The sequence below is a fragment of the Peredibacter starrii genome (assembly GCF_034259205.1).
Classification (GTDB): Bacteria; Bdellovibrionota; Bacteriovoracia; order Bacteriovoracales; family Bacteriovoracaceae; genus Peredibacter; species Peredibacter starrii.
The window spans coordinates 1,017,543-1,036,807 of the sequence record NZ_CP139487.1; the positions used below are offsets into that span (position 1 = coordinate 1,017,543).

Annotated in this window: 23 protein-coding genes; 9 read left to right on the forward strand and 14 right to left on the reverse strand. The window is 43.7% G+C overall.

The window, feature by feature from the left end:
* Window positions 1–7: 7 nt before the first annotated feature.
* Window positions 8–1,246 (reverse strand): serine hydroxymethyltransferase, encoded by a 1,239-nt coding sequence (glyA, locus tag SOO65_RS05075; RefSeq protein ID WP_321397937.1) that lies wholly within the window; start codon window positions 1,244–1,246, stop codon window positions 8–10.
* 105 nt (window positions 1,247–1,351) lie between these two features.
* Here glyA and SOO65_RS05080 point away from each other — a divergent pair, with 105 nt between their 5' ends.
* Window positions 1,352–2,071, forward strand: coding sequence for a TSUP family transporter (locus SOO65_RS05080; protein WP_321397940.1), 720 nt, complete (start codon window positions 1,352–1,354; stop codon window positions 2,069–2,071).
* Here the strand turns inward: SOO65_RS05080 and SOO65_RS05085 are convergent.
* Together SOO65_RS05085 and SOO65_RS05090 are read right to left on the reverse strand one after the other, a co-directional pair.
* Window positions 2,068–2,310: a hypothetical protein gene (locus SOO65_RS05085; protein ID WP_321397943.1), complete on the reverse strand. Its 243-nt coding sequence runs from the start codon at window positions 2,308–2,310 to the stop codon at window positions 2,068–2,070. The two genes, SOO65_RS05080 and SOO65_RS05085, sit on opposite strands and share 4 nt — an antisense overlap.
* On the reverse strand, window positions 2,307–2,747 hold the full coding sequence (locus tag SOO65_RS05090; protein ID WP_321397945.1) for a hypothetical protein: 441 nt from the start codon (window positions 2,745–2,747) through the stop codon (window positions 2,307–2,309). The genes SOO65_RS05085 and SOO65_RS05090 overlap by 4 nt, the downstream gene beginning before the upstream one ends.
* Window positions 2,748–2,881: 134 nt before the next feature.
* Between SOO65_RS05090 and SOO65_RS05095 the strand changes: the two genes are divergently transcribed.
* Genes SOO65_RS05095 through SOO65_RS05105 form a run of 3 tightly spaced genes read left to right on the forward strand, consistent with a single transcriptional unit; the run spans window position 2,882 to window position 6,682 of the window.
* The gene (locus SOO65_RS05095) at window positions 2,882–4,354 is read left to right on the forward strand and encodes a hypothetical protein (protein WP_321397948.1); all 1,473 of its coding nucleotides are present in this window, start codon (window positions 2,882–2,884) and stop codon (window positions 4,352–4,354) included.
* 2 nt (window positions 4,355–4,356) lie between these two features.
* Entirely contained in the window at window positions 4,357–6,030 is a 1,674-nt protein-coding gene (locus SOO65_RS05100) for a hypothetical protein (RefSeq protein WP_321397951.1), read from the forward strand.
* 13 nt (window positions 6,031–6,043) lie between these two features.
* Window positions 6,044–6,682, forward strand: coding sequence for a hypothetical protein (locus tag SOO65_RS05105; protein WP_321397954.1), 639 nt, complete (start codon window positions 6,044–6,046; stop codon window positions 6,680–6,682).
* On the opposite strand, the gene SOO65_RS05110 is transcribed toward SOO65_RS05105, so the two are convergent.
* The 4 genes from SOO65_RS05110 to SOO65_RS05125 are packed head-to-tail and all read right to left on the reverse strand — an operon-like array spanning window position 6,679 to window position 9,720.
* Window positions 6,679–7,710 (reverse strand): hypothetical protein, encoded by a 1,032-nt coding sequence (locus SOO65_RS05110; RefSeq protein ID WP_321397957.1) that lies wholly within the window; start codon window positions 7,708–7,710, stop codon window positions 6,679–6,681. The two genes, SOO65_RS05105 and SOO65_RS05110, sit on opposite strands and share 4 nt — an antisense overlap.
* Window positions 7,707–8,861, reverse strand: a complete 1,155-nt coding sequence (locus SOO65_RS05115) for a hypothetical protein (RefSeq protein ID WP_321397960.1) — start codon at window positions 8,859–8,861, stop codon at window positions 7,707–7,709. The genes SOO65_RS05110 and SOO65_RS05115 overlap by 4 nt, the downstream gene beginning before the upstream one ends.
* Window positions 8,858–9,232, reverse strand: a complete 375-nt coding sequence (locus tag SOO65_RS05120) for a hypothetical protein (RefSeq protein ID WP_321397963.1) — start codon at window positions 9,230–9,232, stop codon at window positions 8,858–8,860. The genes SOO65_RS05115 and SOO65_RS05120 overlap by 4 nt, the downstream gene beginning before the upstream one ends.
* The gene (locus SOO65_RS05125) at window positions 9,229–9,720 is read right to left on the reverse strand and encodes a YceI family protein (RefSeq protein WP_321397966.1); all 492 of its coding nucleotides are present in this window, start codon (window positions 9,718–9,720) and stop codon (window positions 9,229–9,231) included. Before SOO65_RS05125 ends, SOO65_RS05120 begins: the two co-directional genes overlap by 4 nt.
* A gap of 162 nt (window positions 9,721–9,882) precedes the next feature.
* On the opposite strand from SOO65_RS05125, the gene SOO65_RS05130 reads away from it, so the two are divergent.
* Complete coding sequence (locus SOO65_RS05130; RefSeq protein WP_321397969.1) at window positions 9,883–10,287, forward strand: hypothetical protein; 405 nt, start codon at window positions 9,883–9,885, stop codon at window positions 10,285–10,287.
* 9 nt (window positions 10,288–10,296) lie between these two features.
* Window positions 10,297–10,701, forward strand: a complete 405-nt coding sequence (locus SOO65_RS05135; RefSeq protein ID WP_321397972.1) for a hypothetical protein — start codon at window positions 10,297–10,299, stop codon at window positions 10,699–10,701.
* Between the two features lie 33 nt (window positions 10,702–10,734).
* Here the strand turns inward: SOO65_RS05135 and fabF are convergent, their stop codons facing one another.
* The 7 genes from fabF to SOO65_RS05170 all read right to left on the reverse strand — a co-directional run bounded on the left by fabF (window position 10,735) and on the right by SOO65_RS05170 (window position 16,031).
* Window positions 10,735–11,976 carry a beta-ketoacyl-ACP synthase II gene (gene fabF, locus SOO65_RS05140; protein WP_321397975.1) on the reverse strand — a complete coding sequence of 414 codons (1,242 nt, stop codon included), beginning with the start codon at window positions 11,974–11,976 and terminating at the stop codon, window positions 10,735–10,737.
* 130 nt (window positions 11,977–12,106) lie between these two features.
* Entirely contained in the window at window positions 12,107–12,340 is a 234-nt protein-coding gene (acpP, locus tag SOO65_RS05145; RefSeq protein WP_321397979.1) for an acyl carrier protein, read from the reverse strand.
* 36 nt (window positions 12,341–12,376) lie between these two features.
* Window positions 12,377–13,135 carry a 3-oxoacyl-[acyl-carrier-protein] reductase gene (gene fabG / locus SOO65_RS05150; RefSeq protein ID WP_321397982.1) on the reverse strand — a complete coding sequence of 253 codons (759 nt, stop codon included), beginning with the start codon at window positions 13,133–13,135 and terminating at the stop codon, window positions 12,377–12,379.
* Window positions 13,132–14,064 (reverse strand): ACP S-malonyltransferase, encoded by a 933-nt coding sequence (gene fabD / locus SOO65_RS05155; RefSeq protein ID WP_321397985.1) that lies wholly within the window; start codon window positions 14,062–14,064, stop codon window positions 13,132–13,134. The genes fabG and fabD overlap by 4 nt, the downstream gene beginning before the upstream one ends.
* An 8-nt stretch (window positions 14,065–14,072) precedes the next feature.
* Window positions 14,073–15,074 (reverse strand): beta-ketoacyl-ACP synthase III, encoded by a 1,002-nt coding sequence (locus tag SOO65_RS05160; protein ID WP_321397988.1) that lies wholly within the window; start codon window positions 15,072–15,074, stop codon window positions 14,073–14,075.
* A gap of 103 nt (window positions 15,075–15,177) precedes the next feature.
* Window positions 15,178–15,387: a 50S ribosomal protein L32 gene (gene rpmF / locus SOO65_RS05165; RefSeq protein ID WP_321397991.1), complete on the reverse strand. Its 210-nt coding sequence runs from the start codon at window positions 15,385–15,387 to the stop codon at window positions 15,178–15,180.
* 107 nt (window positions 15,388–15,494) lie between these two features.
* Window positions 15,495–16,031: a YceD family protein gene (locus SOO65_RS05170; protein ID WP_321397994.1), complete on the reverse strand. Its 537-nt coding sequence runs from the start codon at window positions 16,029–16,031 to the stop codon at window positions 15,495–15,497.
* Window positions 16,032–16,103: 72 nt separating this feature from the next.
* Between SOO65_RS05170 and SOO65_RS05175 the strand changes: the two genes are divergently transcribed.
* From SOO65_RS05175 to alr, 3 genes are all read left to right on the forward strand, one after another.
* Complete coding sequence (locus tag SOO65_RS05175; protein WP_321397997.1) at window positions 16,104–16,640, forward strand: shikimate kinase; 537 nt, start codon at window positions 16,104–16,106, stop codon at window positions 16,638–16,640.
* Window positions 16,641–16,712: 72 nt separating this feature from the next.
* The gene (locus tag SOO65_RS05180) at window positions 16,713–18,149 is read left to right on the forward strand and encodes a hypothetical protein (RefSeq protein WP_321398000.1); all 1,437 of its coding nucleotides are present in this window, start codon (window positions 16,713–16,715) and stop codon (window positions 18,147–18,149) included.
* Between the two features lie 3 nt (window positions 18,150–18,152).
* Window positions 18,153–19,265 carry an alanine racemase gene (gene alr, locus SOO65_RS05185; protein ID WP_321398004.1) on the forward strand — a complete coding sequence of 371 codons (1,113 nt, stop codon included), beginning with the start codon at window positions 18,153–18,155 and terminating at the stop codon, window positions 19,263–19,265.

Sequence of the window (19,265 nt, forward strand, 5' to 3'; positions counted from 1 at the left end):
TCCTTCCTTATTTATAAACTGGAAATTTTGTACAAAGGTCATGAACACTTAGTTTCACTTCCTTCTGAATTTTTTCATCAGTTGGATTCTTAAGTGCTTTCACAATAAGTTCTGCCATGAATTTTGTTTCAGCTTCTTTAAAACCACGAGTTGTTACTGCTGGAGTTCCCAGACGAATACCAGAAGTCACGAACGGAGAACGTTTATCATTCGGAACCATGTTCTTGTTACAAGTGATGTCCACGCGCTCAAGGATTTCTCCTGCTTCTTTACCAGACATGTTCACTGAATCTGTTTTTAGAAGAACAAGATGGTTATCCGTTCCGCCAGAAACGAGTTCAATCCCGTGATCCATCAGGGTCTTCGCGAGAACCTTGGAGTTTTTCACCACTTGCTCTTGGTAAGTTTTAAAACTTGGATCAAGGGCCTCTTTGAAAGCAACTGCTTTACCAGCAATCACGTGCTCAAGAGGACCGCCCTGAATACCAGGGAAAATAAGAGAGTTAAATTTCTTAGCAAGATCATCATTGTTCGTAAGAATCAAACCACCACGAGGACCACGGAGAGTTTTGTGAGTGGTAGATGTCACGACATCAGCATAATCCATCGGAGAAGGGTGGAGACCCGCGGCCACAAGACCTGCGATGTGGGCCATATCAACCATCAATACTGCACCAACTGATTTAGCAATCGCGCCGAATTTTTCGAAATCAATAATTCGCGGATAGGCAGAAGCACCAGCAATAATCATGCGAGGCCTTTCACGTTTAGCGATATCTTCAAGTTGGTTGTAATCGATTGTTTCCTGAGCATTCAAACCATAGTGCATGGCCTTGAAAAGTTTCCCAGAAAAGTTAACCGGTGAACCGTGAGTTAAGTGGCCACCTTGAGCAAGGTCCATTCCTAAGAAGGCCTCGCCTGGATTTAAGCAGGCCATGTACACGGCCATGTTAGCTTGAGAACCAGAGTGGGGTTGAACGTTGGCGTGTTTAGCGTTGAAGATTTTCTTCAAGCGTTCAATTGCCAGAGTTTCAATTCCATCTACGAATTCGCAACCGTTGTAATAACGTTTGCCAGGGTAACCTTCAGCATATTTGTTAGTGAGGCAAGACCCTTGGGCCTCCATCACAGCTTGCGAACAGTAGTTTTCAGATGCGATTAGCTCCAGACCCATTTCCTGGCGGTTTTGTTCTTTACCGATAAATTGCGCGACCTCAGGGTCCACTTCGATGAGACGTTTAGACATGGTATCTCCTTATTTTCCTAATTTTATAGGGACTTACCCGGAATTGTAAGAACTTCCCTAGGGGCTTCCGTGAAAAGGCCTTTTTATGATATTTTGCATTGCATTATGGAAGTTTACGTACTGATTCTCATTCTGGCCGTGGTTCAATCGCTCTTTGGAGTGGGCCTTTTGTTATTCGGTACACCAATTATGCTTCTGATGGGTTACGAGTATACCGAAGCGCTTATGTATCTCTTGCCCGCATCTGCCGCATTAAGCTGGAGTCAGGTGAAGGATCTCCATAAAGAAAAGCTCAACGGCGGATATCGCAAACTGTTCTTTCTGATCTGTCTTCCTCTTTTATTTGTGGGGATGGTAGCGGCAACTCATCTGGATGTTAAATGGGAAATTAAACTCTTTGTTACAATCATGTTGGTGGTGGCCTTCATCATTCGCACTAACTCATCATTTCGTGAGTCATTGCAGACCCTGATGAAGAACCATTTACCAATTGCATTGGGTGCGATGGGACTGATCCATGGACTTTCGAATATGGGTGGATCAATTCTCACACCGATGGTGTCGAGTCTTTATAAAGATAAGACGAAGGTGTTGGCAGGAGTTAGTTTTGATTACGCTTTTATGGCGAGTCTTCAATTAATCGTTTTGATTTTCTTTAAAGGCGAGACCCTTGAAATGAAATATCTCATAGGTCCGGCCATCTCATTATTCATTCGTTATTCTATCGGTAAAAAGGTCTTCGCTTTTACCTCAGAGACAAATTATCAGCGACTACTTGACGGCTTTATTCTCGCGAATGCTGTCTTACTAGGAATTAATCTCTAAGGGTGATGTGGATCCATTGGTTCGTGCATAGCTGGTTCCTCAGGAGCTTCGGCTGCAGACTCTTCAAGTCCCTTGGCCGACGTATCATAAGGTATCTTGTGGAGACGGTGATAGTCTTCTTCAAGTTTAGAAGCGAGCTCAATTAAAACGTAATCGTCACTTGGTTCCTGTTCACTGGTCTGCTCCGGTTTAGAGCAGGCAACAAAAAGCAATAAAGCACTTAATGAAATGAATTTCACTTCATTTTCTCCTTCAGGCCGTCGACTAGAGGTTCGAGTTCTTTGAAAAAATCTTTATCTCGAAGTTTAAAGTTCTCTGAGTCCGATTTCATTTCGGCGAGATGTCTTTTGAGTTTGAAAATTGGACCAGCAATTCGGTGAGACACAATAAAGCCCGTACCGATCAGAAGTAAAAAGTTGAACACGACTAAAGCGATGAACAACATATCCAGGTCGGCCTTTTGGTTGGCCAAAAAGCGGAAGAAGACGTGACCTTTAGGAATACCCACACTTAGTGCCTTCTCTCCCAGACGCCAGAAAAAGAGATAGCTAACAGAGTAGAGTGACAGGGTGGTCACAACAAATAGTCCTACAAAGTAACTAAGCAGTTTTAATTGAAATTCCGGGTTAAGAAGATAGTTCTTGAGTTGTCTTCGATACGGTCTTTGATCTGCCATTTTTCCTCGGCGCTTGTACGTCTTGATAGAAGTTTAAGCGAACATTATAAAGTGCTGATTTTCCCAAGGAAATCTCTTTTTGGTTGACTGAAAAAGTCGCTCAAGAATTTGACCTCGCTTACGATAAGTTTACTATGAAGCACCTTATATTATTAAGTTTTTTGGCATTACCACAACTCCTTCAGGCCCAAGTGACGGCGTCCGATGAATTGAAACGCCTGAATAAGTGCTATGGCCTCTTTGTTCGTGAACGTATTCCTACTGATCACCCTTTATGGGTGGCAGTTTCAAGAGGAACAAAATCAGGAACAGATGCGTGTATGGAGCTTTTTGATAAGGCGAAACTCACAAGCTCTGGTGAGCTGCCTAAAACAAACGGCAATTATGATTATGAAGGAATGAGAGTTCTGAATTCTTTTCTTCGTTTTCATAAATCACAATTTGAAATTCCTGATTTCTCAACTGCAGTTGGTAACGGTATCGATCGCTTCACTCGTGACGTTACAGATTCAAATGAACCTGCTTACCACTTTCTTTATTCGTTGTTCGCTCCTGAGCAAAAGTTCTCGGATGTTGTGACGAGAGATTTTTCTCTACGTGCTAAACGTTACTCGATGAAGTCTGAGCGCACACGCAGTGTTGCTTCAGTTGCACTACCTGTGATCATGCAAGGTGTGTATAAAACAGTAAAAGACGCCAATGGAAACAGCGTTCTCGTTCCTGATGATGCAAAAGGGGGAGCTTCTCCTTTTGAACCAGTTCTACCAGAAACAGGTATCCTGATCGGACTTGATGTAGATCAGGAAGACAATAGTATTGAACCAACACATTTCAATCCTAACTTCGGTACTCTTAAATTTACTTCAACCAATATCAACCAACATTTAGGTGGTGGGATCATTGGTTCGCAGGGATATCTTCTTGGTAACCTTGGTAAAGACGGCTTCACGAACGGTGGTACGAACTTGTTCCGTCGTTGGGGGAAGCACGTGATGGCAGATTTACTTTGTCGCGATCTTCCGGCACTTCGTTCAAAAGACGTGGTGGCAGAAGTTGACGCTGAATCTACGATTGCGTTCCGCACTGGTATCTCGTGTATGGGCTGTCACTCTTCAATGGACCCATTAGCAGGTGCCGCAAGAAACTCGCGAGCTGCATGGACCAGTAACGCCGGTATGTCCTTTAACCGTGTGAAGTTCATTGGCCATCGTACACCGGATCTTGGGTATGCTGAATTCCCATCTAAGGTTGCAGACGCAAACTTCCATCGTCGTCCGGCCAATGGAAGACTGTATTACAGAAGCTACAATGGTGATCTCGTATTAAATGAAGTTGAAGGTCTACAACAGTTGGGTGAATCAATCGCCAAGACTAATGATTATTATGTATGTGCGGCCAAACGCTATTACCGTTTCCTGACTGGAATTAATGTTAATCTTGCCGACCTTGGTAACATCAACACTCCTGCACTATCACCTGGTGAAAAATTTCAACGTGATCGAGTGATCAATATGGGGCTGGATCTCAAGTCTCACCAATCACTAAGAACACTGATAAAAAATATTATTAAATCTGATGCCTTCATCTATCCAGATCGTGGAGTTTAATTATGTCTGATAAGAAAAAATTTGAATTAGATCGAAGGACCTTATTGAAAAACATTCTCCTCGGCACAGGTGTTGTTTCATCTGCCCCGTTCGATATGTTTTTAACCAACATGATGGTGAATCTTCTTCAATCAGGCACGGCCCATGCTGCCGGTGAAGAGGCGGCCTTTCAGGATTTTAAATTCATCAGTCTTGTGATGGCCGGCGGGGCCCCACGTTACTACTGGGATCTTCCTGTTCAACCAAATGGTGATGATCAAATAGTGTCCAACCCTATGGTGGTCAACAAATTCGTTAATAATGGTTCAACCATTAATGCCACCTATGCTACGACGAAAGTAGGGGACTATTATATGCCTCACGTGTGGAGTGGTAATATTGCCACGACTGCGGGTGTGGTTCCCATGTCTCAACTGGGACAAAACATGATGATCATGAGAGGGATTGATCTCCAAATCGATAGCCATCCAATCGATCGTGAACGTCAAATCGCTCCAGTTCCGGGTGGTATTTCACTAACTGGTTTAGTTGCCGATCATGCTACAACTCCTATTCCAGCAGTTGGTAGAAATGGTGGTGGTAACTTCTATCGTGGAGAAAAAGGCATTGCCTATGTTGAGCTTGCCGGAACCAATCCTCTAACGAGTGCTTTGGCCCCATTCTCGCCACTGAGTTCGATGAAGACCATCAATAATGGTTCAGTGGAGAGTGCCATTGATGCCGCTTTAAAAAGAATGTCGGCCACATCAGCTGATAAGAGCAAGTTTCTTCCAAGTACTTTCGCCACTCGTTTTAACGCCAAAAAAATGATGATGAAGTCCTTCGGGAACCTTCAACTAAACTACAACAATCTTGTTGCAAAATATCGCTCGCTCATTAGTCGTGCTTTTGAAGCGAAAGACAGTTTGTCTCTGGCCGGTGTTGACGATATGGCAATTCCTGGTCTTGGTACTAGTCCATACCGCGTTCTGGAAGCTGAGTATCTGACAAGCACAGATATCAGAACAATGACTGATGCAATGACGGGTATTACGAATCTTGCGGAAGGTATGGCGATCGCAGAATTCATGGTGACTCAAGGTCTTTCTTCTTCTGTGAACATTCAGGCCGATAACTTCAGTAACGTGCTTTATCAGTCTGTATATAACATGACTACAAAAGTAACTCGTACAAATGTTCGTGGCGCCCACACAATGGACGTTCACTTCACGGGTTCACATGCTGGAACAATTCTTTTCTCTCGTTACTACCGTGCTGTTTCGGCCTGTTTATATGAATTAATCGCTCAGCTAAAATCAGTTCAAGTAGGTTATGGTCAGAATCTTTTTGACCGCACAGTACTTTCTGTAACATCTGAATTTAACCGTATTCCTCGTACAGATGGTAGTGGTGCAGACCATGGCTGGCAGGGATCAAACTTCACCGTGCTTTCAGGTATGATCGACAATCTAACAGTTGTTGGTAACGTGAAAACGAATGAAGGTTCTCGTGGTACTTGGGGTCTTGCCGGTCCAATGGAAGAGTTAAACGGCCGTGAGGCAATCATCGGTAATGCTTCGTCGACTGTTTCGGCCATGCTCGAAGTAAAAACTCCGACTCCGAACGATCAGGCCTTTGCGTATAAAGAAAACGGCAAAGTGAAACTGGCCATTAAGTCTTTAAAGAACGTTGCTTAACCAGGAACAAAACATGTTGAGAAGTAGTTCATTCATTTTAGCTCTTCTTATGCTTGCTGCTTGTCAGCCGGCACAGGAAGAACTTAAATTCGATGCTCCGAATGCGTTGGTAGAAAAGCAGCAGCAGTTGAATTATGCTTCGGAAATTCAGATGGCCGATCGGGCCTATGTTGAATCGGTTTTGCTTCAAATCTTCAATGCTTCAGGAACATCGGCCGCGACCTATATTCAGTCTGATATTTATCAGAAGGTCGAGTTTGGTGGGGCCTGTGATTTTTATTCCACTTCGGACCTAAGTCCTACAACGGTAGAGTTCCCTCGTGAGCAATGTTATACCGGGATGGGTGTGGTCCAAAACCCTAATAACAATCCTATGAGATATTCACTTACGACCAAAGTATGTGAGCGTCTGGTCGTGGATAGCGCGCGAATGGATGTAGTAAAAGCGAAGATCTTCTCCAACAACCAATGGGAAGCTCCAAGCGATGCTTCCATTCAAAGGGCCTGGTCTTTGTTCTTTCCAATTGAAAGCGCTTCGCCAGCAGTCGTGAAAGACCTAAAAGCGATTGCGGATGTGAGCAGTGGGAATGAGGACGCCTGGAAGAACATTATTCTGACGATGTGTATTTCGCCAGAATGGCAGGTTCTTTAGAACTGTCGGCCGAATCCTAGACCCCAAAAGCTTTCCTGCTTTTTGAAGTACTGGCCAAACTCAGTTCTTAAGTACCATTGTCCAAATTGCCAGCGCGAATTGATGGTAGCGAGGTAAGACAACGGGCTCTCTTCACTCACTTTATAATCAGGGTCAGAAGGCTGAGTCAGGTTCTGTGACGTATAGATAAGTGGTAGCCCAATACCAATTCTGGACTTTGAGCTGGAAACGATCATAGAGGCCATTGGGCCCAGTTTAATGCCGGTAGCAGGGACATTCTGCTGATAAGTGATATTCGAATCACCATAAGCGCTTACACCACCCACACCCATCAAGAAACAGCCGTCGAGAAGGAAGTGATAAAAACCGTTCTCGATACCAACGTCACCACCTACGCAGTAACCCTGGTTCGTCATGATAAGTCCGGTGTTTTTGCCGGAACTTGAACGATGAAGAGTAGCATCGTGCTGCCAGCTCACGTATTGAACGTTTACACTCGCTGAAAAACGATAAATTTTATCTTCCAAATACTGAAGGTGGGCCATGACCTTGTTGTTAAGCTTTTCAGCTTTACCTTCACGGAATTCAAGCTCACTTAGAATTTGGCGGAAAATAACGTAGATCTTTTGGTCTTTTTCCAGACCCGGGCCCAGCTCATCGTAGTCCAACAAGATGTTGGCGTAGTCGTTATAGAGGTTCCAGTAATGAATAGGAAGTGACTTAGGATAATCGTCGACATCCAGAGTTTCTTTCTCGCGAATTTTCTTTCTGATGTCAGCGTGCTCTTTGGCATAGTCTTTTTTTAGAATACGAAAAACAACTTTGGCGTCCTCACGATACTTTCCAAGTTTCCTGAAAGAGTGAGAGATCATGATCAGTTCTTTCGTAGAAAGCTCGCCCCATTTATCAGGTGAACCATAAGTCGCAACAATGCGCTTGAATTCTTTGCGTTCAAACAACGGCTGGACATTTGCCGCCATGGCGACATTCATCGAGACAAGAATGAGAGCAACTAACTTAAGCATCATAACCATAAGTGTGTCTGGAACAAGTACATCCAGCTGTCTTTCGTGGAAGCTTCTGGAGAAAAGTTCCGGGTATTATAAATATCTAATCGAAGTTCCACTCGCTGAATCGGGAAGGTCTGAAGTGCCGGACCCCAACGAACTGCATAGGATTTTTCTTCTATGTCGCGTTTGATGTATTCAACGTTAGTAAGGAAGTAGACTCCGCGTACAGGTCTTAAGTAGGCCTGTAGAAGTCCATATCGGGCAACTGTTTCTTCCTCTGAAAGTGTGACCTTCTGAGTGGTCTGTCCAAGTTCAAGTAAGAGGGCGGAGCCTTCTTTTAAATTGAAACGCGCATGTCCGGCCACTGAAGTGAGTTCGTTATAATCGTTTTTAGATGTGATGAACGAAGCACCCAGGCGGTGAATATCAAAAACTGTTTTTTCGAAAGTTGCGCTATAACCCTTCATCTGAATGTCTTTATCTTGCGATAAATTTCCAAGGAAGAACTGAGCTCCGCCTTCCCAACCTTCACTTACATAGTGAAGAGTTGCTCCGTGGGTCTGATCGTTTTGAGCGACTTGAGGAAGGGCACGGCTGTAAGCAATGTGTTCAATAACTCTTAAACCGTAGATCTTATCCATCAAACCAACATAGGCACCCAGACGAGGTGTGATTCGGTAACCCATGTAGTACTCGCGGCTGCGCCATTCGCCTTGTTCTTTTCCAGGAACCGTTGATTGAGGTTCAGGGGCATAACCAATGTTCCCCACCATGACGAATTTATCGTTCTCACCGAACTTCAAAATCACACGGGCATCGGCCTGCATGTTGATCCATTCTTTGGTCTCTGATTCTTTTGAGCCTGGGTTACGAACGAGCTGGAAACCACGATAGTTAATCTGTGTTCTTAACCAGTTCTGCTTCGGCTTACGAAATAAAAATCCAGAAGTGTAGGCGATCTTTTCTTCGTCCCAGCTTTTTGGATAAAGCGCACGTGAAGAAATAGTTGTTGCCGATACCGCACGACCATAATCTGTCAGTGGTCCGCCACCAAAGGGATTGTAGTGACAGTTTAAACACGAGGTATAGTTGTGTCCGATGAAGTTCGGATAAGCTTCGGCGGTAAAATTAATAAATAATGAAGCGAGAAGTAGGACGATGAATTTCATGGAATTTCTTCAATCCATTTTCTCAGATGCTGATATTCAGCATCGGGAAGAGCACTTCCACCTTGAGGCATGTTTGAACTGGCCCCACCGTAATTGATAATACGCTGAACGAAGTATGAATTATCCGGATCGCCTCTTTGGATCATGCCTGAATCAAGCCAAGCGGCATTGTCCTGATAGGTCGCCCAAATATCATGGATGGTCGAACTGTGGCAGCTGACACAACGGTTTTGAATGATATTGTAGGCCTGAGCAAAATTAGGATCACTTTCATTCAGGACCACTGGACCATATTTAATACGATCTGCAGAATTCGAATTATAATCCTGACAGCTTACCAGAATGAGGAGAGGGAGAAGAAACTTCATCATTTTTTCTCGAAATAGTATTGAACTGAGACTTTCACTTTATCTTCAACTCCAATACCGAGGTACTGGGCCTTTGGAAGATTGAAGCTCGAACAAAGAACTTCAAACTTAGCATCCACGTATTTGTCGTGAGCTGTGTAAGTGATATCTACTGGTTTAGTAATGCCATTGATTGTGATGTTGGCCTTGGCCGTGCCTTTAGTGCCCTTAAGTTCCGTAATGTCGATTCTTGAATGGGGAAGCTTAGGTCCGCCTCCGATGTATTCTGCAAAATGCTTATCACGAAGACCATTGTCGGTTCTGAATGAATCTGCAAAAACGCTGATTCTATCAGCAGTGAAGTCTTCTCCACGCTTCAGCAGACGCCCGCGGGCCTTCTCACTGGTGGCCACAAATGAGCCTGTGTTCGGAACCAGGACCGCATTTACCCGAATAATATTTTGGGCATGCAGTACCGTCGAAAAAAAGAGGAAAAATACTAGAAGTTTCATGTACATACATTCCATCAGAGATTCTTAGAGGTTGTCAAAGAAAAGCGGTCTTTTGATGGGCCTATGTCGAAATTTTGAACAGCACTCTGAAAATTCACCCTGCCACCTCCATTTGCATCTGAAATCATTAGATAATGCTCCAAACTCACCGGGGAAACTTAAATGAAACTCATGCTTACTCTCACTTTGCTTTTGTCTTCATTCACTGTTTTTGCCAAAGATCAGATGCTCTCCGATATTATTCAGGAGAAGAGATGTCATCTTGAAGTTGCTCAAGATGTGATCATTCAGGCCTCACAACCCTCAGTCACTGTCGGTAATGCTTTATTGGTCATGAAGCAGAAAGATACGGCCAATAATCGTCGCCTTAAGGCAGGAAGAGTTTTAAAAATTTCTTCGAACGATGAGAATTATATTTTCTTCAACGATGCCCATGTTGAGAGCATTTGTGTTTATGAGCCGCATTTTTGTCATGAACTTGGCCGAATTAAGGCATCTGATTTTGAGCGCTGGTCTCAAAACAAATTGAAACTTGTTTGTAACGGTAAACCGACAATTGATATCTAAGGAAACATTATGAAACTTATTTTAAGCGCACTCTTTGTTCTTTCTAGTCTTTCAGCTTTCGCGGGAGATCTTCGTTGGGAAGTTGAAGATAAAAATTGCCATGTGGAAGTTTTAGAAGATGTTTATATTCTTCACTCAACTCAAGATGTGATTTTAGATAAGGCCCGTCTTACGGCGCTTTCAATCAATCGAAATGAGAATCGTCGCCTACGTGCTGGTCGAATCATTCCAGTTCGTACCGTGACTGATGATCGAATTATTTTCCGCGATCATACGATGCGTGACATGTGTATTTTTGCTGGAAATAACGGCATGTGTTTGTGGACGAGAAATCTGGATGTTTCTGACATCGCGGCCTTCTCTCAAGGAATGTTACAAATGGTTTGTGTCCCGAAAGGCACAGTTGATGCATAAAAAAAAGGCCCTCGAAAGAGGGCCTTTTTGTTTTTAGGCTTTTTTGAAGATCGTCGATGAGTTTGTTCCACCGAAACCGAAAGAGTTGTTAAGCGCGTACTTGATGTCGCGTTTTTCAGACTTGTTCGGAACATAATAAAGATCACAAGCAGGATCCTGATTATCGAGGTTGATCGTCGGAGGAAGAATTCCTGTCTCAAGTGCCTTGATACAGAAAATTGATTCCAGACCGCCGGCCGCACCAAGAAGGTGACCAGTCATTGATTTAGTTGAACTCACGGCCAGTTTGTAAGCGTGATCACCGAATGCTTTTTTAATCGCACCAGTTTCAGCAACGTCACCAAGCGGAGTCGAAGTTCCGTGAGCGTTGATGTAACCGATTTCTTCTTTCGGAACACCTGAAAGCTCAAGAGCTTGATTCATACAGATAAGTGCACCTAGTCCTTCCGGATGTGGAGCTGTAAAGTGGTGAGCATCAGAACTTGCACCGAAGCCAACAACTTCAGCGATGATTCGAGCACCACGAGCAACTGCTTTATCGTAGTTTTCAAGAACGATGATACCAGCACCTTCACCCATGACGAATCCATCACGATCAACATCGTATGGACGAGAAGCACGAGACGGCTCTTCGTTACGGCGAGAAAGGGCCTTCATGTTATTGAAGCCCGCAATTGTATATCCAGTAATAACCGCTTCAGTACCACCAGTAATCATGGCGTCCTGACGGCCAAGCATGATTTCAGTCGCAGCTAGTTCAAGAGCGTGAGCACTTGAAGCACAAGCAGAAGCAACCGCAAAGTTTACACCCTGGAAACCATAGTGAATCGAGATCAGACCTTCCGGCATGTTCGGGATCACAGATGGAATGAAGAAAGGAGACACACGACGTGGACCTTTTTCAATGAATGCTTTGTGGTTGGATTCAATGTGCGGGAATCCACCAAGACCAGTACCGAAGATGATACCGATTTTTGCAGGATTATATTTCGCTTCAAGAAGGTTTGCTTGCTTGATCGCTTCAGCAGAAGCGTGAAGAGCGTATTGGTTAAAAAGGTCAAAGCGCTCTTGGTCTTTTGGATCCATAAGAACAGGATCTAGTTTGAAGTTCTTCACTTCACCACCAAAAGTAACACCCCAGCCTTCAGTATTTTGATTTTGTAATGTTGTTACGCCAGATTTTCCGGCAAGTGCGTTTGCCCATACTTCGTCTAGAGAGTTTCCTAGACCACAGATGGCACCCATTCCAGTTACAGCTACACGATTAAGTTTCATATAGTCTTCCTTGGTCCAATTTGTTTTCACCCATCACCAAGAACTTGGGACCGTTTAATGAGTTCGAGGGGAATAAAGGGGTGTGCTTAAAAAGCAAAAAGCCACCCGAAGGTGGCTTCAAGATGTCGAATTAGTGAGATTTAGACTTTAAGTAAGTAACTACGTCGCCGATCGACTTAAGATTCTCAGTTTCATCTTCTGGGATCTCTACGCCGAATTCGTCTTCCATCTTCATCATAAGCTCAACCATATCTAGTGAATCTAGGTTAAGGTCATCAACGAAGCTTGTGTTAAGGCTAATGTTAGCTGCGTCCATCTTTGTAGCTTCAGAAACGAGCTTAATTACCTTGTCTTGTAATTCCATTAAAATATCCTCCAAAATGTGAGATGCGCTAATTTATTAAATGTATAGGCCGCCGTCAATTTTAATCACTTCTCCAGTCAGGTAACTTGATGCAGAGCTTAAAAGGAAACAGGTCAAATTAGCTACTTCCTCGGCCTTACCCATGCGACCTAAAGGGATCGATTTTGCGTATTCTTCTTTAGCTTTCTCATTAAGTGCGTCTGTCATATCAGTTTGAATAAATCCAGGACAGATCACGTTACAACGAACGTTACGAGAAGCTAGTTCTTTTGCCACTGATTTAGAGAAACCAATCAGACCTGCTTTAGAAGCAGCGTATGCGGCCTGAGAAGGGTTACCCATAAGGCCCACGATTGAACTCATATTCACAATTGATACGTTCTCAGCTTTCAGAAAGTTTCTTGAAAGAGCTTGAGTCACCATCATTGAACCTTTTAGGTTCGTATCGAGGATTGAAGAGATTTCATCTGGTTTCAAACGAAGAAGAAGAGTGTCTTTCGAAACACCAGCATTGTTAACCAGACCAGAAATCGGGCCCACTGTTTTTGTGAACTCGTCGATTGCTTTAGTCATGGCTTCGTAATCAGTAACATCAAATTTAAGACCAGTGGCCTTACCACCAGCTGCTTGAAGTTCTTCTTTAAGAGCTGCTGCTTTAGCTTCATCACCACGGTAGTTAAATACTACGTGAGCTCCTTGAGCAGAAAGAGTAAGAGCAATTGATTTGCCGATACCACGAGCGGCACCAGTTACTAGAATTACTTTGTCTTTTAAATCAGAATACGTCGCTGTCATAGTGCCTCGACTTCAGAAAAGCCAGTCTCAGAATCAAGTGAGATGACTTTCAAGTTAGGGTTAATTTTTTTGATCAGACCGGCAAGAACTTTACCAGGTCCGCATTCAATAATGATTGTGTCGTCAGATAGTTTCTGAATACTGTGAGTCCAAAGTACTGAACCACAAACTTGCTTTACAAGATTGTCTTTGATCGTCTCTGGATTTGTATCAGTTGGATATTCTTTCGCATCGATATTGGCGATGTAGTTAAACTTCAATGGTTGAAATTTAATGTTATCCAGAACTGGCTTAAGTTTTAGTTCTGCTGGCTTCATAAGTGCGCAGTGGAAAGGGGCCGAGACCTGAAGTTCGATCGCCTTAACACGCCCACCAGTTTTATCTTCCATCAAACGGATCGCGCGCTCACAAGCTGGCTTGTCACCAGAGATCACGATTTGCGAAGGTTCGTTGAAGTTGGCCGGAGAAACTTTTTCTTCAGAAGTTGAAGCGCCTTCACAAGCTTCGCGAATGACTGCTTCTTCTTGTTTTAGGATCGCGTACATTGTGCCTTTACCGGCAGGAACTGATTCCTGCATGTATTTTCCGCGGAAGTGAACCGCTTTCACGGCCTCTTCAAAAGTCATCGCACCCGCAGCTGCAAGAGCGGCATATTCACCCACTGAGTGACCAAGCACGCGCTCAACTGTGATGTTTTTTTGCTTAAGAAGCGGAGAAAGTTTATCAAACAACATAAGTGAGTGAGCAACGATTGCTGGTTGCGTGTTCTCAGTTAGTTTTAGATCTTCTGCCGGACCTTCAAGCATGATCTTTTTTAGGTCATAACCAGCGGCCTCGTTGGCTTTTTCAAAATAAGCGAAGTCAGAAAAAACTTTTCCCATTCCAACGTATTGGGTCCCTTGACCAGGGAAAACAACAGTAACTTTCATCAGGGCTCCTAGTATTTTAAGAAAATCGCGCCGGCAGTTAGACCTGCACCAAAGGCCGCAAGAAGTACATTATCTCCACGCTTAATACGGCCATCACGAATCGCTTCATCTAGAGCAACTGGAACAGTCGCTGAAGAAGTGTTGGCGTACTTATCAACGTTGATAATTACTTTCTCGGCAGGGAAATTGAAACGATTTCCAACTGCTTCGATGATGCGAAGGTTTGCCTGGTGAGGAATGAACCAATCAACATCGTTCATGGTCATACCGGAATCTTTAATCACTTTTTCAGAGTGAGCGGCCATGGTTTTAACCGCAGCTTTGAAAATTTCCTGACCATTCATCGTCATCCACTGTTCACCTTTTTCAAGGACTTCAGGAGTAATACGCTTTACCGCACCACCGGCCCAAAGAGTCAGGTGATCTTTCTTTGTAGAATCTGATGAAAGGATTGTTGAATAAATTTGCGAGTCTTCGTTCTCTGCCGCACGTCCAAGGATCGCAGCACCACAAGCATCTCCGAAAAGAATACAAGTATTGCGGTCGTCCCAGTTGTTGAAAGAAGAGAGCATCTCTGAACCAACAACAAGGATGTGTTTATATAGACCGGTCTTAATCATGGCGTCTGCCATAGGAAGAAGATAGATCCAGCCTGAGCAAGCAGCGTTTACATCAAGAGCAGGGCAGTTATTTGTGATGCCGAGTTTTTCCTGAAGTACAGAAGCTGTGTTTGGCATTACTTGATCCGGCATCGTTGCCGATAAAAGAATCAAATCAATGTCATTTGGAGTTAAGTTCGCGGCCTCGATTGCTTTAAGTGCAGCTTCTTTGGCCATTCCACTTGGAGATTCGCCTTTTGATAAATCGGCGATACGACGAGAATGAATCCCAGTTCTTTCTACGATCCACTGGTGACTCGTATCAATTCTTTTAGATAAATCGTCGTTAGTTACTACTCTGTCCGGAAGGAAACTTCCCGTTCCGAGAATCTTTGTATTGAAGAGTTTCATAAATCATCCTTCTTATTGTCATCTTCTTGGCGCTCCTCCTGAGCACAAATAAAAAAGCCATCTTTCGATGGCTTTTTTTATTGAATTTTGAATGCTTAAAATATTACGCTTCAGCGTTTGCTTCAGCTTTAACTTTAATTTCGAAAACTTGCTTACCTTTGTAGTGACCGCAAGCTGGGCATACAGTGTGTGGAAGTACAGAATCACCACAGTTAGGACAAGCCTGAGGGAATTTTCTGTAAAGTTTATGATGTTGGCCAGCTCTTCTTAACCCCTTACGAGATACGCTGGTTCTTTTCTTAGGTACTGCCACAAATGCCTCCGATATTACTCTGAATACTTATTTATTATATTTTCTTAAAAATGAGGTTCTATTTCTAATACAGATTAACCTCGTTGCCAAGCCTAAATTTCCGACCGCTATGGGGTGTCCCCAGAGTCAACGCCTTCAAGTTTACTTTCCGCGTCAAGAACCGGGTACTGATCGTAGTTTAGGAATATTTGTTCGTGGATCATTTCCTGGAACTCGACCGTTCTTTTGTTGTAAAAGTAGATCTCGTACACGTCATTTTCAATATATGTCTCATCAATCTCAGCAAAAAGCTCGCTTGAGGCCATGGCCTCATCGATAAAAGCGACCTTAAACGGAACGTCTAGTTGGACCGTCATGGGCTTTAAAGTACGGACACATTCAGTTACGTAATCGGCTTCGATGTTACCTTTTACGATCAAAAACTCACCTAAATCAGGTTTATTTTTTTTCTCGATAGACCCCGAAATATACAGAGAAGTCTCAGAAAGATACTCTTCCGGTGACTTTTCCGTGGCGTTTTCGTTCATTTCTACCAGAATTTCACGAACCCAGTCCGTGTCGGCATCAAGTTCGAATTCAATGGCATTATTAGCTGCCAGCTTAATCAAATTGATTTTTGCCGTAACCTTATCTTGCTTATTCATATAGAGAACCTTTTTCAGTAAAATGAGTTCTGGTTTAATTAATAAACAAAATACGAACTCACAAGGGCCAATATGGCTAAATGCGAAAAATTTTTGATGGCCGGATTCTCGGGAGCTGGAAAAACCAGTTTTCTGCGGGAACTTGAGTTTATGGCCCCGGACCTTAGTTGGGAATTTGCGGATCTTGATCAGTTGATTCTTAAAAGTCGGGGAAAAGGCTTGAAGGAACTGGCCCAAGTCATCGAGCGAGATGGCTGGGACAAATTTCGTCTTTATGAAAGACAGGAGCTCGAAGGTTGGCTCAAAGAAGAAGGTAAAGGTGTGCTCGCTTTAGGCGGGGGGACGCTTTCTCCTTTATTATATGATCTGTATAAGACGAGTAGAAAAGTCGGAATAGTTTATCTACATGCTCCATTTGAAGACTGTTGGGAACGACTTCATCTTGAGAAGGCGGAACCTCGACCTCTGGTTAAAAGAGGGAAGAGTGAATTGCACAGAATTTATGAAGAACGCCAACAAGTTTTCAGTCAAATTCCCTGGCGAATAGAGAATCCGAAAGGCGCTGATCTCACCGGTCTTGCGAAGGCCTTTTGGGAGAGAGTTTCTTAAGCGTAAGGTTGCCGATCGGTCCACCCTCGGGATACCATGTTAAAAAGTTTTTCATTAGGTCGGGAGGACCGTATGCAGACCACACTTCAAGGGATTGAACTATCTGTGGCCATTCTGATGGATGATTTGGCGTCTGCCAAAGAAATCGCATCTGCGCTTAGACAATCAAATATCTTTGCTCATCATTATCAAAGCCTTGAAGAATTCTGGGGTGCTTGTTCATTAGAACTTCCTGATCTCGCGATCATCGATGTTACAAAAATGAGTCAGGGTTCGATTCAGTTTAAAACACATCCAAAAGTTGTGGATCGTTCTCTTGCTTACGCTTTTTATTCAAAAGATTCGACGAAGATGCTCTTATCTTCGACGTTTAACCTTGCGCCGGTGGGTTATCTTCACCACGATATTTCTTTGAATGCTCAAATTATGAACATTCTTGCCAGACGTAGGGAGACCCTGAAGCTTGCTCGTGACAAGAAAGAGCTTGAGATGCGTCTGCAAAGAATGCAGGCCCGCTCTCAGCGAATCATCGCCGAAAGATCAGACGCTGAAGAGTTTCGTGCTCACTTTGATTTCATTCGTAATCTTTGCGCTGAAATTGAGACGGAATCAACTCGCCAGGACTTCACTCGTTGTCTGATTGAAAAGATGGAAGGTTGGGAGGCCGCTCACGGTTATGGTCTCTTTGAATTAAATCAGAACGGACAGAAGCTCATCTCTCCGGAAATTTCTAAACGTAAGCATCACCCGTTTCCCTCTCTATGGTTGGGACAAGCAAATACTCACGGTATCGAAGAGTTCGCGCAAGACATGGCAACTCAAGTGGCCAACGATCTTTTTGATGTAGCACCGGTCATGATTCGCATCTACTCGGGCAGCAATAATCCGGACATGCTTCTTTATGTTTCTTTCACTGAAGAGCGAATGGTGAACTTTCCTTGGGACGTATTTGAATCCATGCTGAGCTCAAGCCTTCGTCGCCTGAAGCTTTATCAGCAATTGCCTCAGTACGCGAACCAGTTTCTTCCGATGTGGGAGGCGATGGACAACATGGATCGTATGCAGAAAGAAACGAAAGACGAAGATATGCGAATCATCGCTCTTTCACTTATTCCGCTGACAAACATCGCGAAGAAACGTGCTCATAATAAATTTTTCTGGTCATCGTTCTTCAACGATTTCTTTTTACAACTTTCAGGTCGCCTACAGAAAACCACTAAGCTTTCTTTGTTCGGACCTTGGCATGTAGTGTTCTTCGTTCCTCGTGAAAACGTTGAGACCGAAACTCTCATGCTTCAATCTTTCATTAAACAATTCGGTTACTGGAAGTTTTTTGAAGATAACTCTCAGGTGCTTTCAGAAGAAATGTACCCAACTCTAAAACTTATTCCTGCCTCGTCTGCTCACTACCTTCGAATTTTTGAAAGAGAATTTGGAGAGTTGGCAGTTGCCGAAGAAGGTAAACGTCTCATGGCAAATGAGAGGGGCGCTAAGAGGCTATCAATTTAATTTATGCGTCACTCGACTTATCTCGAAGTGAATCTGGGCCACATTGGCTCGAACTTCGAAAAAATACAAGAACTCGCTCCGCGAGCGGAAATTGTTCCGATGGTTAAGTCCAATGCTTATGGCAATGGCATGGTACCCATCGCCCAGTTTTTAGTTCGTGACTGTGGAGTGAAAAAGCTTGGTTGCGGCACTTTAGCTGAGGCCCTGCATATAACGGAAGAATGTCCGGACATGAAGGCCGATCTGATTGTCTATTCCGACACCGAACTTCATGATTCTGATCTTAGACAAGCGTATTTAAATCTCAATATCACACCAGTGCTGGCGCAGCCACGTGACCTGGAGCTGGTACTGAAAGATCCTACTTTTAAGCGCATGCCTTTGATTGTGAAACTTAATACGGGCATGAATCGTCTGGGATTTACCTGGGAAGAACTGGAACCATTTGTTCCAAGACTTAAAGAGCGTGGGATTGAGCATTTGATGACTCACTTTGCCCGTTCTTCGGATGTTTTAAAACCAGGTGATAAAACTCATCGTCAGATGGATGAGTTCAATAAAGTGAGAACTGCTCTTCTGGAAGCGGGAGTTGAAATCAGAGGAACATCTGTTTCTAACTCTGGTGCGATTGAGCAGAAATTTGGCGTAGAGGAGACCTTCGTTCGTCCAGGTCTAATGCTTTACGGTCCTCCAAGTGTGACTGATCCCATTAGCTGGAACGGGGCCCAGTGCTCGCGTTTAGTGACAAAAGTTCTATCGAGCTTTCATGTAAAGAAAGGTACACCGGTTGGTTATGGCGTGAACGTAACTCCGAAGGACGGCTACATGGTAGTTGTTCCGATCGGCTATGGTGACGGGATGTTCACGTATTTCAGCGGAACAAAATTGAATGTGAATGGGTGTGATGGATATATCTTTGGTCGCATCAGCATGGATGTTGCTTATATCTTCTTTGATCCGGAAGTTTCTTCAAAAATTAAAGTTGATGATAGAATTGAAATCTGGAACCACGACAATCGTGTGATCACAGACATCGCGACACAAAACAAGACAATTGCTTATCAATTGATGTGCGGAATCTCGAGTCGAATCCCACGAATTTATAAAGTAAAGTAG

What these genes read in the sequence shown, in the direction of transcription:
- fabG (WP_321397982.1), bottom strand. Translation starts at nt 13,135, where the DNA reads ATGACAGCGACGTATTCTGATTTAAAAGACAAAGTAATTCTAGTAACT.
- fabD (WP_321397985.1), bottom strand. Translation starts at nt 14,064, where the DNA reads ATGAAAGTTACTGTTGTTTTCCCTGGTCAAGGGACCCAATACGTTGGA.
- SOO65_RS05100 (WP_321397951.1), top strand. Translation starts at nt 4,357, where the DNA reads ATGTCTGATAAGAAAAAATTTGAATTAGATCGAAGGACCTTATTGAAA.
- SOO65_RS05095 (WP_321397948.1), top strand. Translation starts at nt 2,882, where the DNA reads ATGAAGCACCTTATATTATTAAGTTTTTTGGCATTACCACAACTCCTT.
- SOO65_RS05110 (WP_321397957.1), bottom strand. Translation starts at nt 7,710, where the DNA reads ATGATGCTTAAGTTAGTTGCTCTCATTCTTGTCTCGATGAATGTCGCC.
- SOO65_RS05090 (WP_321397945.1), bottom strand. Translation starts at nt 2,747, where the DNA reads ATGGCAGATCAAAGACCGTATCGAAGACAACTCAAGAACTATCTTCTT.
- fabF (WP_321397975.1), bottom strand. Translation starts at nt 11,976, where the DNA reads ATGAAACTTAATCGTGTAGCTGTAACTGGAATGGGTGCCATCTGTGGT.
- SOO65_RS05170 (WP_321397994.1), bottom strand. Translation starts at nt 16,031, where the DNA reads ATGAATAAGCAAGATAAGGTTACGGCAAAAATCAATTTGATTAAGCTG.
- SOO65_RS05135 (WP_321397972.1), top strand. Translation starts at nt 10,297, where the DNA reads ATGAAACTTATTTTAAGCGCACTCTTTGTTCTTTCTAGTCTTTCAGCT.
- glyA (WP_321397937.1), bottom strand. Translation starts at nt 1,246, where the DNA reads ATGTCTAAACGTCTCATCGAAGTGGACCCTGAGGTCGCGCAATTTATC.
- SOO65_RS05130 (WP_321397969.1), top strand. Translation starts at nt 9,883, where the DNA reads ATGAAACTCATGCTTACTCTCACTTTGCTTTTGTCTTCATTCACTGTT.
- SOO65_RS05115 (WP_321397960.1), bottom strand. Translation starts at nt 8,861, where the DNA reads ATGAAATTCATCGTCCTACTTCTCGCTTCATTATTTATTAATTTTACC.
- SOO65_RS05105 (WP_321397954.1), top strand. Translation starts at nt 6,044, where the DNA reads ATGTTGAGAAGTAGTTCATTCATTTTAGCTCTTCTTATGCTTGCTGCT.
- alr (WP_321398004.1), top strand. Translation starts at nt 18,153, where the DNA reads ATGCGTCACTCGACTTATCTCGAAGTGAATCTGGGCCACATTGGCTCG.
- SOO65_RS05120 (WP_321397963.1), bottom strand. Translation starts at nt 9,232, where the DNA reads ATGATGAAGTTTCTTCTCCCTCTCCTCATTCTGGTAAGCTGTCAGGAT.
- SOO65_RS05160 (WP_321397988.1), bottom strand. Translation starts at nt 15,074, where the DNA reads ATGAAACTCTTCAATACAAAGATTCTCGGAACGGGAAGTTTCCTTCCG.
- SOO65_RS05180 (WP_321398000.1), top strand. Translation starts at nt 16,713, where the DNA reads ATGCAGACCACACTTCAAGGGATTGAACTATCTGTGGCCATTCTGATG.
- acpP (WP_321397979.1), bottom strand. Translation starts at nt 12,340, where the DNA reads ATGGAATTACAAGACAAGGTAATTAAGCTCGTTTCTGAAGCTACAAAG.
- SOO65_RS05125 (WP_321397966.1), bottom strand. Translation starts at nt 9,720, where the DNA reads ATGAAACTTCTAGTATTTTTCCTCTTTTTTTCGACGGTACTGCATGCC.
- SOO65_RS05175 (WP_321397997.1), top strand. Translation starts at nt 16,104, where the DNA reads ATGGCTAAATGCGAAAAATTTTTGATGGCCGGATTCTCGGGAGCTGGA.
- SOO65_RS05080 (WP_321397940.1), top strand. Translation starts at nt 1,352, where the DNA reads ATGGAAGTTTACGTACTGATTCTCATTCTGGCCGTGGTTCAATCGCTC.